Here is a 14053-nt window from a genome sequence, read left to right as displayed (position 1 = left end):
CGAATTTGATTTGAAGCAAAAAATAAAAAATTACAGTGTGATAGATTTCACGTTGTGGCGATAAGGGTCTTCTGGTATATTTATCTCCCGTCCAGAAGAAATCCATTTCCCTCATTCAACCAATTTCAGGTTAAACATGACGACAAATTACATTTTTGTTACTGGCGGGGTTGTATCCTCTCTAGGTAAAGGTATTGCAGCAGCATCTCTTGCCGCTATTCTTGAAGCTCGTGGTCTTAAAGTGACTATGATGAAGCTTGACCCTTACATCAACGTTGACCCAGGCACAATGAGCCCAACTCAGCACGGTGAAGTGTTTGTTACAGAAGATGGTGCCGAAACTGACCTAGACCTTGGTCACTACGAGCGTTTTATTCGCACTAAGATGACTAAGCGTAATAACTTCACCGCCGGTCGTGTTTACGCTGACGTGCTACGTAAAGAGCGTCGTGGCGACTACCTAGGTGCAACCATTCAGGTTATCCCTCACATCACTAATGCAATCAAAGACCGCGTTATTGCAGGCTCTGAAGGCCATGACGTTGCGATCGTTGAAGTTGGTGGCACCGTTGGTGATATCGAATCTCTACCATTTATGGAAGCAATCCGTCAGTTGGCTGTAGAGCTAGGCCGTGAGCGTGCTATGTTCATGCACCTGACACTGGTTCCTTACCTTGCCGCAGCAGGTGAAGTGAAAACGAAACCGACTCAGCACTCAGTGAAAGAGCTGCTGTCTATCGGTATCCAACCAGATATTCTCGTTTGTCGCTCTGATCGCATGATCCCAGCGAACGAGCGTAAGAAGATCGCTCTTTTTTGTAACGTACAAGAAAAAGCGGTTATCTCTATGAAGGACGTAGATTCAATCTACAAGATCCCTCAATTGATCAAATCTCAAGGTCTTGACGACCTAGTTTGTTCTCGTTTCGGTATTTCTGCTCCTGAAGCAGATCTTACTGAGTGGGAACAGGTTATCTATGAAGAAGCAAACCCAACGGCAGAAGTGACCATTGGTATGGTTGGTAAGTACATCGAACTGCCGGATGCTTATAAGTCAGTCAACGAAGCGCTGAAGCACGCAGGTCTGAAGAACCGTTTGAGCGTTAAGATTAAGTACGTTGACTCACAAGACGTAGAAAACAAAGGTGAAGAAGCGCTGGAAGGTCTAGATGCTATCTTGGTACCTGGTGGTTTCGGTGACCGTGGGGTGGAAGGCAAAATCCGTGCGGCGCAATACGCTCGTGAAAACAAGGTTCCTTACCTAGGTATTTGTCTGGGCATGCAAGTGGCACTGATTGAGTACGCGCGTAATGTTGCGGGTATGGAAGGTGCACATTCAACAGAATTTAACAAAGATACCAAGTACCCTGTGGTAGGTTTGATCACGGAGTGGGTAGACGGCGAAGGTAAAGTTGAAGAACGTACCGAAAAGTCTGACCTAGGCGGTACGATGCGTCTTGGTTCGCAGCTATGTCACCTAGAGAAAGGGACTAAAGCTCGTGAACTCTACGGTAGCGCGACGATTCATGAACGTCACCGTCATCGTTACGAAGTGAACAACAATCTGCGTCCACAAATTGAAAAAGCGGGCCTAAAAGTGTCAGGCCTATCAGCAGATAAGAAACTTGTGGAAGTTATTGAGAATCCAGCTCACCCATGGTTTGTAGCGGCTCAATTCCACCCAGAGTTCACTTCGACACCTCGCGATGGTCACCCACTATTCGCAGGGTTCGTAAAAGCGGCTGGTGAATTCCAACGCAGCGAATTAGAGAAGTAAAAAGGATACGGGCAGTGGCGAAGGTTGTGCTGCTGCCTTTTAAATTTGACATTTATATTTGAACGAGAGGAAACATTAATGTCTAAGATCGTTAAAGTTCTAGGTCGTGAAATCATCGACTCACGTGGTAACCCAACTGTAGAAGCTGAAGTACACCTAGAAGGCGGTTTCGTAGGTATGGCTGCTGCTCCATCTGGCGCATCAACTGGTTCACGTGAAGCTCTTGAGCTACGTGACGGCGACAAAGCTCGTTTCCTAGGTAAAGGTGTTCTTAAAGCTGTTGAAGCGGTAAACGGCGAAATCGCTACAGCTCTAACTGGTAAAGACGCTAAAGACCAAGCTGCAATCGACGCAGTAATGATCGAGCTAGACGGTACTGAGAACAAATCTAAGTTCGGTGCTAACGCAATCCTAGCTGTTTCTCTAGCGAACGCTAAAGCTGCTGCAGCGGCTAAAGGCATGCCTCTATACGAGCACATTGCTGAGCTAAACGGTACTGCTGGTCAGTTCTCTATGCCTCTACCAATGATGAACATCATCAACGGTGGTGAGCACGCAGACAACAACGTTGACATCCAAGAGTTCATGATCCAACCAGTTGGCGCTAAGACTCTTAAAGAAGGTCTACGTATCGGTGCTGAAGTATTCCACAACCTAGCTAAAGTTCTTAAGTCTAAAGGCTACAGCACTGCAGTTGGTGACGAAGGTGGTTTCGCTCCTAACCTTAAGTCTAACGCTGAAGCTCTAGAAGTTATCGCAGAAGCTGTTGCAGCTGCTGGTTACGAACTAGGTAAAGACGTTACTCTAGCTATGGACTGTGCTGCATCTGAGTTCTTCGACAAAGAAGCTGGCATCTACAACATGAAAGGCGAAGGTAAGACTTTCTCTTCTGAAGAGTTCAACCACTACCTAGCTGAGCTAGCTAACCAATTCCCAATCGTTTCTATCGAAGACGGTCTAGACGAGTCTGACTGGGATGGCTTCAAGCACCAAACTGAACTACTAGGTGACAAGCTTCAACTAGTAGGTGACGACCTATTCGTTACTAACACTAAGATCCTTGCTGAAGGTATCGAGAAAGGCGTAGCTAACTCTATCCTTATCAAGTTCAACCAAATCGGTTCTCTAACTGAGACTCTAGCTGCAATCAAGATGGCTAAAGACGCAGGTTACACAGCAGTAATCTCTCACCGTTCTGGCGAAACTGAAGATGCAACTATCGCTGACCTAGCAGTAGGTACAGCTGCAGGTCAAATCAAGACTGGTTCTATGAGCCGTTCTGACCGTGTTGCTAAGTACAACCAGCTAATCCGTATCGAAGAAGCTCTAGGTTCTAAAGCTCCTTACAACGGTCTTAAAGAAGTTAAAGGTCAGTAATTCATAGTTTGAATTACTAGCTTAAAGCTTTAATGAATGCCTCACTTTTTAGTGGGGCATTTTGTGTTTAAGGCTTTTAGAGCTCTATGAGCAATGAGCCGTTCTGACCGCGTTGCTGCTATACCTAAAAGAAAGCAACCAGCTAATCCGTATCGAAGAAGCTCTAGGTTTTAAAGCTCCTTACAACGGTCTTAAAGAAGTTAAAGGTCAGTAATTCATAGTTTGAATTACTAGCTTAAAGCTTTAATGAATGCCTCACTTTTTAGTGGGGCATTTTGCGTTTAAGGCTCTAAAAACTTTTAGAGTCTTAGCTGACTTTTGTCGAGAAAATGAAGGTATTTACACGACTCTTGAATTGCTAAGCCTAAGCCTAAGCCTAAGCCTAAGCCTAAGCCTAAGCCTAAGCCTTTGCTTCTTCGATCGCTTTCACTCGTCGTTTCTCCATCTCTTCACGAATGGCAGCACCTTTAAAACCATCTTGGATAATGTCTTGTACATCAACGGCTAAAGCCGCTTGGTAGGCTCGCTCGAAAAGATCCATTTGAGGGTACTCGGCATCTTCAAACCCTGTACGACCTCGGTTATCAGCCATACAACATAGTAAGATGTCTTTTAAACGTTCAGGTTTACGCCAAACATCAAAGCTATTGAGAACCTTAAGTATGGTTTTACCTCGAAGCTCAGCGGCACGATGAACATTGGAGTGCTGCTCACACACCATTAAGGCGAGATCGCGGTATTCATTAGGCACACGTACACGTTCACAAAGCTGTTTAATGATTTTAAGCCCAGTGTAGCAATGCTTTTTATGGCTGGGCCATTCCTCCTTTGGGGTGACTCCTTTACCTAAATCGTGCATTTGAGCGGCAAAACGCACTGTGGGTGATCGGCTAAGCAGAGCGGCTTGTTTAGCGACTAGAAGGTTATGAATCCCGGTATCGATTTCCGGGTGCCATTGTTCTGGTTGAGGTACACCAAACAGGCGATCCAGTTCAGGAAGTATCACTTTGAGGGCCCCGCAGTCACGCAGGACCGATAGAAAAACCTGCGGATCTTGGGTTGAGAGCGATTTGTGCCATTCCTGCCACACACGTTCAGCCGTTAAATGAGCTAGCTCTCCAGACTCGACAATCTGAGCCATTAGCTGTTGAGTTTCTGGGGCGATGGTAAAACCAAGGTGGTGTAGTTTCGCCGCGAAGCGTGCGACTCTGAGTACGCGAAGAGGATCTTCTGTAAAAGCATCTGAAACGTGGCGAAGAATGCGCTCATTGAGATCTTTTTGGCCGCCGTAAGGGTCGATAATCCGGCCTTGCTTATCTTCTGCCATTGCATTGATAGTCAGGTCTCGGCGAATCAGGTCCTCTTCAAGGGTGACATCAGGAGCAAAATAACAATCAAAGCCTTTGTAGCCTGAACCAGTTTTGCGTTCGGTTCTTGCTAGGGCATATTCTTGTTTGGTTTTAGGATGTAAGAAGACGGGGAAGTCTTTTCCAACCGCGATAAAGCCTTGAGCGAGCAATTCTTGAGGCGAGGCACCAACTACCACCCAATCTTGGTCGTAAACCTCTATATTCAGCAATTTATCGCGGACTGCCCCGCCAACCAGAAATATTTGCACAGATGTCTCTCTTAAATTCGGATATTAGAATTGGCTATTCACTTCAGCAATGGTACTTTTCTTATCGGTAAATTCCCAGAGACGAGAAGTATGTATAAACAACATTTTGGATTCACAGAGCTGCCGTTTTCGATTGTGCCGAATTCTCGTTTTCTGTTTCAAAGCCAGAGGCATAAAGAAGCGCTGTTTCGATTGCAAGCCGGCCTAGGAGAAGGCGGTGGCTTCGCAATGCTGTCGGGCGAAGTTGGGACAGGTAAAACAACCGTTGCTCGTGCGTTGCTAAAATCATTGGGAAGTGATACTCAGCCAGGATTGATCCTAAACCCCACCTTTTCAAGCATAGAACTGCTTGAAGCAATCTGCGATGAGTTTTCGATTGAGTACCAGATGGGGTCAACACTGAAGCAGCTCAATCAAAAAATCCATGAGTTCCTTCTCAGCAGTTATGCGAATGGTGTGCAGACCCTACTGGTCATTGATGAGGCTCAGCATTTATCTGCCGAAGTATTGGAGCAGTTGAGGCTACTGACCAATCTTGAGACCGACAATCAGAAACTGCTCAAAGTGCTCTTAGTTGGCCAACCTGAGCTACAGCAGAAGTTGCAAATGCCACAACTTCGTCAATTGGCACAGCGTATTACAGGCCGCTATCATCTGTTGCCTTTAGATATTAAAGAGACGTCCAGTTATATCCAATATCGATTGGAGTTAGCTGGAGGCGAGCCGAGCCTATTTTCTGCTAGGTCACTCAAACATATTGCCCAACAGTCATTAGGGATTCCACGCCTGATCAACCTAATTTGCGATGCGGCTTTGAAGCGTGCATACAGTATTGGTGAAACGATTCCAAGCCATGCTAGTGTTGAGCAAGCTTGTGAAGAAATCATGAGTTTTCAGACGTCTTACCATCCACCACAAGCTGCGCAGCAAGAGCGTCGCCGTTCATCATTAGCCCTAGCGAGTGCCGTCGGCGCTATCTTTGCCGTTGGTAGTTATTGGTTGGCTCCTCAGCTGGTGAATCAACAAATTCAGGATCACCTTCGAGGGGCTTACCCACCTCAGCAGTCGATCACTGAGGAAAAAGAAGTGTTTCCAACGCAATTGCAAGCAACATTGGCGCGCTCAACCAATTTCCAGCAAGGGATCGCAGAGCTTTACCATGTTTGGGGGCTGAATGCTTCTGTGGCTGAACGTTTGTGTCAGCCAACTGATCAGAGTGTTTTCCGTTGTGCGGAGTCAAACGGTACACTGACTGAACTCAAACAAGCGAATGTGCCTGTACTCTTATCGTTAAGAAAAGATGGCCTAGAGAGTTATGCAGTACTGTATAAGTTAAGCCATGATACTGCTCAATTACTACTAGGCACTGAGCGAATTGAGTTGCCTATTGCTAAGCTCAATCAACTTTGGCAAGGGCAGTATTACCAGATTTGGCAAAGTTATTGGCGTCAGACATTAAAACCTCGTATGTCAGGTCAAGCGATTGCAGCTCTCGATCAAAGGCTGTCCGAGGTATTGGGAGAATCGCAAAGGCAATCCGATGTCTATGACCAAGAATTGATGCGTAAAGTAAAGCTATTCCAACAGTGGCAAGGCTTGCATGTGGATGGTATCGCTGGGCGTCAAACTCTGCAACGTCTAGAAAAGCTTTCACAAGATAATGCACCTAGCCTAAATGTTTCAGAGGAGAAAGCATAATGTCGAAAGTATTGCAGGCTTTAGAGCGCTCTGAACAAAACCACCAAGCGTTGAATGCAATGAACCACTTTGAGGTGGCCAAACGCTCTTCGATAACTCGTACTGCACCCGGTTGGCTATTGGTCACGGTTGTCGTCGCGCCGGCATTACTGACTGGTGGGGCTGGGATTTATCAGAGCTATACAGAGCAGCGAGAGGCGTGGCTGGTGAATAATCAGGCGAAAACGCAGGTGTTGGAAGTACCGTTTGCTTATCAGAGTTTACCTTACCCGTCATTTACTGAGCTGCGTGAGACACATGATTTTGTGGGCTCTGTGAGTGAGGTTGAATTAGTCAGCCAAGCGGCTTTAGAGGATGTAGAGCTTCCACAAGTGGTTGAGTCACGTATTGAACCTCAAACTCAGCCAGAAAATAATGCTTTATTGGAAGGTTTGGATTTGTCAGGGCTTTCACCTGAGCTAGCAATGCGTGTTGAATCAGCTCTTGAGTCCCGTGAACCACCAGCTTCTCGTACCAAGAGTCGGGCTTCAGATCTGGCGGTACACAGTAGGGATTGGCAAGGTAAGTTACCTGCGCTGAATTTTCAGACTCATGTGTATTCGAGTAACCCAGAGAAGCGTTGGGTGAAAATAAATGGCACGGAATATCGTGAAGGTGACTGGATCCGTAATGACATTCAGTTACAGCATATTGAACCGCAACGTAGCACCATATCATTCAACGGTTCTGTTATTGAAGTGCCAGCTTTATATGATTGGAAAGGGTAAGAAAAAGGTCGCATTCGCGACCTTTTTTTGGTGTTCTGTCTTTATGCCCAACCAGAAGGGGAACGCTTCTTACGTGGGATAATATGCGGCAACAGTAAGCCAAATAGCAATCCAATACCTGCGACACCACCGCCGTACATAAAGTACTTCAACAGCAGGTCATCTTTTTGTGTATCTAGCTTGGCACGTAGATTACGGACTTCTTCCTGCGAAGCTGTCAGCTGTTGACTGATTTCACCGTAGCTCTTCTCAAGATCGGCAATCTGGCGATTACGGTTTTCTAGTGAGTCGGCTAAGCCGGCTTTTTCTTGGTCTGCATTCGAACGTGCATTGGCAAGTTTTTCTTTTACTTCAGCCAGTTCTTTTTCTAGCTTCGGTAGACGAAGTGCCATGCTTTCTTGTCTGGTCACGAAACGGCTTTCTACCCAGCCTTTGCGGCCTTTGGCATCTTCAATTTGCGTGTAGCCCGTATTGCGGTTGGTTGAAAGTTGCTTCACTTTGTCACCGGCATCGACACTGCCGATGATACGAAATTGGTTACTAGGACCAGAGTGCATGTAGGTAAATAGCTTATCAGAAATGTATCGGTCTTGAGCCATTGCTGCTGGAACAGCGAGCATTGATGCTAGAACGAAGCAAACCAGTTTTTTCACGGTAAATCCTTTAACAGTCTTTTGTCTATCACTTGCTAGTGCCAAATAGTAAGTAGTTTCCCCAATCTCTGCAACAAAGAAGGGAGGCTGAGCCTCCCTTTCTGTGGATTTGAGTCAATAATGACAGTGTGTTAACACATCATTGACTTGCTCATCAGATGAACATTGCCTGAATTGCGTAGAAGAACACAACCGCAAGTAGTGCACCTGCAGGCAGGGTCACAATCCAAGATGCAACGATGTTACGTACAACACCTAGGTTCAATGCTGCGATACCGCGAGCAAAACCAACACCTAATACCGCACCAACCAGTGTTTGTGTGGTCGAGATAGGAAGACCAGTACCTGATGCCAGAACAACAGTACACGCTGTTGCTAGCTGAGCTGCGAAACCGCGGCTAGGTGTCAGTTCAGTGATACCTGTACCAACAGTTGCCATTACTTTGTGACCAAGCGTTGCCAGACCAACAACAATACCGAAACCACCAAGAGGTAAAATCCACCAAGCAATGGTGCTCTTACCAGAAATTTCACCCATGTGCTCAACCGTAGAGACAACAGCAGAAAGAGGACCAATTGCGTTAGCAACGTCGTTTGAGCCGTGAGCAAATGCCATCGCACACGCTGTAATAACCATGAGTACGCTGAAGATACCTTCAACACCAGCAAAACCGTGGTCATCTTCGCGGCTTGAAAATTTCTTCTGAATGTAGAAGTAGCCACCTGTCATAACCAGTGCCGATACTCCCGCAGCCCACATCCACGCTTCACCATCTGAAAGGTGAAGACCAACGTGCTTAAGGCCTTTCTTGATCGTTACCAGTGCAATCACCATGGTGGTGATGAACATGTAGACTGGGACGAAACGCTTAGCGTTAAAGAGAGGCTTTTCAGTATCAAAGATCAGGCGCTGAGCGCTGACGAAAATCACGTAGGCAAAGAAACCTGAAATAACTGGAGTAATGATCCAGCTACCAACGATGCCTTGAACTGAGCCCCAATCAACCGCTTCTGTCCCCACAGATACACAGGCAAAGCCGATGATGGCACCAATGATAGAGTGAGTGGTTGATACTGGCCAACCCATGTAAGAAGCAAGCAGAAGCCATGTTCCCGCAGCAAGCAGGGCGGACATCATGCCAAAGACAAGCACATCAGGCTGGCTGGCAAAAAGTGACGTTTCGATGACGCCTTTACGGATAGTGTCGGTGACTTCACCGCCTGCAAGGTATGCCCCCGCAAATTCAAAGATCATCGCGATAATGATCGCTTGTTTTACGGTGAGAGCTTTAGAGCCTACCGATGTACCCATTGCATTGGCCACGTCATTCGCGCCAATACCAATCGCCATCATAAATCCAAAAGCTGCTGCAATAATAATCAGGACAGTGCCGTAGTTCGCAAGGATATCCATCGTAATACCTAGTTGTTGATAACAAGCGGAGCAAATTAGGCACGACAAAGCCCCTTCGGCGCCTCGTTATTTAACGCCTATCAGAGGAGTGCTATTAAGATGCTCTTCGTTATTTGGTTAACTTATTTGTTTATGAGCGAGATAACATGAGTTCCAGACGCGCACCAACACGTTGCGCCTGATCTGCTATGCCACCTACCCATTCAAGAATTTTATAAAGGAACATCACATCAATCGGATTCAGATCGCCTTCAATCACCATCAGTTGTTGGCGAAGTTGAATCTGCATCGCGTCTGTGTCGTCCTCAATCACATCCAGTTGGTGTATCATTTCAGCCACAAGTGTTACTTCGCGGCCTTTGAACCCCGTTTCCAATAACTCGTCGAGCTCATTGATGACTTTTTGCGCTTGATTCGCTGCATCGAGGCAACGTTTAACATACGCAATGAAGTTTTCCTGGAGTGGCTCTGGGATAGTCAATTGTCGACCGTAAACACGGCCCGCAATATCTTTTGCTAGGTTTGCCAGTTTGTCTTGCTGAGTCAGCAGTTCAAGCATGTCGCTACGATCTACTGGCATAAACAAACCGCGAGGAAGTTTAAGGCGAATTTCGCGCTTAAGTACGTCAGCTTCTTTCTCTAGGTGAGAAATCTGTGCTCGAATTTCTGAAGCTTTCTCCCAGTCACCCTTTGAACTGACTTCAAAGAAATTAACCAGATGAGAACAACATTCGTTAACACACACAACGTGGCGCTGCAAAGGCTTAATAGGGGACTTTGCAAATAACCCCATAATTGTATTTACTGGCATGGTCATTCAACCTAATTAATATAACCTAAAAATAACATACACCATTCGTGGTGAAATGTTGAACGATGGCTATAAAGGCGCGCATGGTAACGCATTAAATCCATCATTAAAACTGTTTTAGATCATCATTACGGCGATATTTCTTTCTTGCCCAGTGCGAAAATTGGCAATATCCTGTTCGTATCTGTTTTAAAAGGTATAGCTATGGAAACCGAGATAGAACTGAAGTTTTTTGTTTCTCCTGATTTTTCAGAGACTTTGCGAAATAAAATCGCCCAAGCAAAAGTACTTCAGCACAGTTGTCGTGAGCTAGGAAATACCTACTTTGATACTCCCGACAATTGGTTACGTCAGCATGACATTGGCTTAAGAATCCGTCGTTTTGATGATGTTTACGTTCAGACGGTCAAGACTTCCGGGCGTGTCGTCGCTGGGTTACATCAACGACCAGAGTTTAACGCTGAACATGACAGTAACGAGCCACTTCTTTCTCTTCACCCGTCAGATATCTGGCCAACCGGTAAAGACGCAGACACACTCCAATCTGAACTTATCCCGCTTTTCTCAACCAATTTTACTCGTGAACAATGGTTGATTGCGATGCCTGATGGCAGCCAAATCGAAGTTGCGTTTGACCAAGGCAATGTAGAGTCTGGTGATAAAGAAGATCCGATTTGCGAAGTGGAACTGGAACTGAAATCCGGTCAAACCGATGCCTTATTTACCTTAGCCCGTCGTTTTTCTGAAGAGGGGGGCATGCGCCTAGGTAACTTGAGTAAAGCGGCGAAAGGTTATCGCCTTGCTAGTGGTTATACTGGAGATGAAGTGAAACCTATGGCGTTGGTGAGTACAGATAAACACGACACAGTGGAGTCTTGCTTTATCAGCTCTCTGGAACATGGTTTATCTCATTGGCATTATCACGAACAAATTTATGCTGAACGTGAATCTATCGAAGCCTTACATGAGATTAAAAACGCCATAAGTTTTATTCGTCAAGTTTTGACTGTATATGGCGGCGTGGTGCCGCGCCGAGCGAGTGCGTTAGTACGTCAAGAACTTAAGTGGCTTGAGCAAGAGCTAGCGTGGTTACATGACTATGACTACCTTGAAGCATTGCTCGACGATAAAGGCCATGCACTGCGCAAACTGGATGCGCGTAAGTTTCTGCTGGAAGAACTCAAAGTGATTCAGGAAGCGTTACCTGCTCGTGAAGAAATACTGACCCTGTTAAATTCGGCCAGATACACAGGACTCTTACTGGATTTAAGTCGTTGGATTTTAACGCGTGGTTGGCAACCATTTCTCGATGAGAAAGCGCGCGATAAGATGTCACTGACGATTGAACCTTTCTCTGTCAAGCAGTTGGATCGCACTTGGGCTGAGTTAATGGAAGCTTTTCCGCCAGAGCGTGCCTTGAGCAGTCAGGACTATATCGATCAGCAGTATCGCCTGATGCGCAACCTATACACCGGAGTCAGTTTTGCGAGTCTATTTGACTTCGAGGAGCGCAATAGCTTCCGTTTGCCTTGGAGCGATTTGCTACATGGTATCGATGATCTACTTAAACTGCGTACCTTAGACAAGATGGTGAATAAACTGGAAGGTGAGGAGCAAGAACAGCTTCAACGCTGGTTGTCTCGACAGGAGCGTTCAATCCTCCATGCCATGGAGCAAACGCGCATCATTTGTATTGAAGCGGAACCCTATTGGCAAGACTAAGCGGTTTACTAGGATGGAAGCGGGAGCCTTATGGCTCCCGTTTTTGTTGATCTTGTTGTTCCAAGCGTTCTAAGCGGTGCAAGATTTCGTTTTGTTTCTCTACCAACTCTAATAGTAAGCGTTCTTTGTTCTCAGAGCGTTTGGCTTGGACTTCAGTAGGTGAAGTGATCAGCGAAGTGATCAAACCGGAAATCATACCAAAAATACCCACCCCACAGATGATCAGACCTGAGGCAAGGATCTTTCCTGCATCAGTCACCGGAAAGTGATCGCCATAGCCTACGGTAGAGATGGTTACCAATGCCCACCACATCGCATCCCCTCCCGTTTGAATATTGGCCTCCGGTGATTTTCCCTCCACGAATAGCATCATGCTTGAGCCTATGGTGAGCAAGACCACCATCAGTAATAGGATAGAAGCCAGAGTCGTTTCACGACGATTCACAAGTAGCTGCTTGATGAGAAGTTTGCTCGAACGGATGACCAGAATCACGCGCAGGATATGGAATAACCGAGCAAAGCGTAGTGGCTCGATCATTGGGATGCTGGCGATGAAGTCAATCCAGTGTCGTTTCATAAATTGCATGCGATCTGTAGAGCGGATCAAATCTACGCTTAGCTGAAGGAGAAAGACGCTACAGATAATAAAGTCTAAGCCGATAAGAACTTGTCGCGTTTGAGTGCTGAGTGGGAAGAACAACAGGCCAGAGATCACAAATAGTGCCATGAAAGACAGGATTAGTGACAGTAAGCTCATTGGTTTTGTATCAGATTTGATATCATCTATATTCATACGAGGCTCAAAATAAATATGTATTCGCTATCTATCGATAGTCACGAGCGGCAGTGTACAGCCTCCTGACTGTGATCAGGAAAAACAAATATATAAGACTTAGCGGAGAACTAACAATGACCAAGATGGCATTTAAGCCATGGGAACGAGTGATAACGGATATTCGTTTGGTTCCCAAAATGGTGATGTTGATGGTGTTCAGTACCATTTTGATCATCGGCAAACAACTATGGGATGCGAGTACTTTTTATGATTCTCTTCTCGCCGCTACGAAAAATGTTCAGGTTGCGCAGGAACACTATGAGGCTTACATGGTGCAGGTGGCGTGGCAAACGGCCACTATGATAATTGTGTTTGTTGTCTTGCTTTTATTCGCTGCACGGATCATGTTACGTCAAACTCAATATCTTAGTGATGCGATCAAATTAATGGCAGATCGTAACTTATCGGTGCCAATTGAAATGGACTGTAAGGATGAATACGGTGACGTGGCTCGTGAATTGGAAAAGACGCGAGTGCAACTGCAGGACATGATCAAACTGCAAATTGAAGCATCACAGGAACTGGCAGGCTTAACAGAAGTCATGACCTTGAGCATGTCGGAAACCAAAGAGTCAGCGCAAGAAGAGTTTAACGAGATTGATCAATTGGCTACGGCAATGAGTGAGATGTCATCAACGGTCCAAACCGTCGCGGATCATGCGCAAAATGCGTCTTCGTTGACTGAGAATGCTTCCGGTCAGGCGGAAAGTGGTCAGCGGTTTGTTCAGGATACCGTTCATAAAATCAGCGAACTATCGAGAGATATTTCCGCTTCAGCACAGGCTGTGAATCAGGTTGAGGAGAGTGTCGAGTCAATCGGCAGTGTGGTTGGCACTATTCAAGGTATCTCAGAGCAAACAAACCTGTTGGCACTCAATGCTGCGATTGAAGCTGCGAGGGCGGGGGAAGCGGGTCGCGGATTTGCCGTTGTAGCAGATGAAGTTCGCAGCCTAGCCCAGCGTACTCAGAACGCGACAGTAGAAATTCAGGATATGATCACTCAGCTGCAATCCAGTGCGAGCTCTGCAGTTGAGCTGATGGAAAAAAGTGTGGTTGAGGCGGCTGAAGGCGTGGATTTGGTCACCAATGCCGGTAGTGAGTTGGATGGTATCGTCACGCAAGTTAACCAAATTAACGATATGAATTTCCAAATAGCGACCGCCGCAGGGCAACAAAGTAGTGTGGCAGAAGAGATGAATCAAAACCTCACGAACGTTCGTGAGCTGGTGGAAGCGTCGGTGACAGTGGTATCAGAATTACTTGAAACTTCAGAGATCATGCAGAAAAATGCTGAAGCCTTAGATGCCAAGATCACATCCTTTAAAGTCTAATAGTCACAAGTCCTATGAATCAGCGCCCACTCAGTGTTAGTGGGCGTTTT

The 14053-nt window shown here is 46.1% G+C and carries 11 protein-coding genes; 6 read left to right on the top strand and 5 right to left on the bottom strand.

Going from position 1 to position 14053, the window contains the following annotated elements; all coding sequences use genetic code 11:
* The first annotated feature begins 136 nt into the window (after nucleotides 1-136).
* Together L1D31_RS18470 and eno are read left to right on the top strand one after the other, a co-directional pair.
* Complete coding sequence (locus L1D31_RS18470; RefSeq protein WP_239838525.1) at nucleotides 137-1777, top strand: CTP synthase; 1641 nt, start codon at nucleotides 137-139, stop codon at nucleotides 1775-1777.
* 78 nt (nucleotides 1778-1855) lie between these two features.
* Nucleotides 1856-3154, top strand: coding sequence for a phosphopyruvate hydratase (eno, locus tag L1D31_RS18465; protein WP_032549795.1), 1299 nt, complete (start codon nucleotides 1856-1858; stop codon nucleotides 3152-3154).
* 400 nt (nucleotides 3155-3554) lie between these two features.
* On the opposite strand, the gene L1D31_RS18460 is transcribed toward eno, so the two are convergent.
* Nucleotides 3555-4772: a multifunctional CCA addition/repair protein gene (locus L1D31_RS18460; protein ID WP_239838524.1), complete on the bottom strand. Its 1218-nt coding sequence runs from the start codon at nucleotides 4770-4772 to the stop codon at nucleotides 3555-3557.
* A gap of 90 nt (nucleotides 4773-4862) precedes the next feature.
* Between L1D31_RS18460 and L1D31_RS18455 the strand changes: the two genes are divergently transcribed.
* On the top strand, nucleotides 4863-6470 hold the full coding sequence (locus L1D31_RS18455) for an ExeA family protein (protein WP_239838523.1): 1608 nt from the start codon (nucleotides 4863-4865) through the stop codon (nucleotides 6468-6470).
* Nucleotides 6470-7237: a general secretion pathway protein GspB gene (locus L1D31_RS18450; RefSeq protein ID WP_239838522.1), complete on the top strand. Its 768-nt coding sequence runs from the start codon at nucleotides 6470-6472 to the stop codon at nucleotides 7235-7237. The genes L1D31_RS18455 and L1D31_RS18450 overlap by 1 nt, the downstream gene beginning before the upstream one ends.
* 41 nt (nucleotides 7238-7278) lie before the next feature.
* Here the strand turns inward: L1D31_RS18450 and L1D31_RS18445 are convergent, their stop codons facing one another.
* The 3 genes from L1D31_RS18445 to L1D31_RS18435 form a co-directional block, all read right to left on the bottom strand.
* The gene (locus tag L1D31_RS18445) at nucleotides 7279-7890 is read right to left on the bottom strand and encodes a TIGR04211 family SH3 domain-containing protein (RefSeq protein ID WP_239838521.1); all 612 of its coding nucleotides are present in this window, start codon (nucleotides 7888-7890) and stop codon (nucleotides 7279-7281) included.
* A gap of 154 nt (nucleotides 7891-8044) precedes the next feature.
* The gene (locus L1D31_RS18440; protein ID WP_239838520.1) at nucleotides 8045-9304 is read right to left on the bottom strand and encodes an inorganic phosphate transporter; all 1260 of its coding nucleotides are present in this window, start codon (nucleotides 9302-9304) and stop codon (nucleotides 8045-8047) included.
* Nucleotides 9305-9434: 130 nt separating this feature from the next.
* Nucleotides 9435-10115 (bottom strand): TIGR00153 family protein, encoded by a 681-nt coding sequence (locus L1D31_RS18435; RefSeq protein ID WP_239838519.1) that lies wholly within the window; start codon nucleotides 10113-10115, stop codon nucleotides 9435-9437.
* 204 nt (nucleotides 10116-10319) lie between these two features.
* On the opposite strand from L1D31_RS18435, the gene L1D31_RS18430 reads away from it, so the two are divergent.
* Nucleotides 10320-11837: an inorganic triphosphatase gene (locus tag L1D31_RS18430; protein WP_239838518.1), complete on the top strand. Its 1518-nt coding sequence runs from the start codon at nucleotides 10320-10322 to the stop codon at nucleotides 11835-11837.
* 28 nt (nucleotides 11838-11865) lie between these two features.
* On the opposite strand, the gene L1D31_RS18425 is transcribed toward L1D31_RS18430, so the two are convergent.
* Nucleotides 11866-12630 carry a potassium channel family protein gene (locus L1D31_RS18425; RefSeq protein ID WP_239838517.1) on the bottom strand — a complete coding sequence of 255 codons (765 nt, stop codon included), beginning with the start codon at nucleotides 12628-12630 and terminating at the stop codon, nucleotides 11866-11868.
* 116 nt (nucleotides 12631-12746) lie between these two features.
* On the opposite strand from L1D31_RS18425, the gene L1D31_RS18420 reads away from it, so the two are divergent.
* Nucleotides 12747-14003 (top strand): methyl-accepting chemotaxis protein, encoded by a 1257-nt coding sequence (locus tag L1D31_RS18420; RefSeq protein ID WP_239838516.1) that lies wholly within the window; start codon nucleotides 12747-12749, stop codon nucleotides 14001-14003.
* Nucleotides 14004-14053 lie beyond the last annotated feature (50 nt).

Source organism: Vibrio sp. Isolate23, assembly GCF_022398095.1.
Taxonomy (GTDB): domain Bacteria; phylum Pseudomonadota; class Gammaproteobacteria; order Enterobacterales; family Vibrionaceae; genus Vibrio; species Vibrio coralliilyticus_A.
This window is presented reverse-complemented; position numbering and strand designations above follow the sequence as displayed.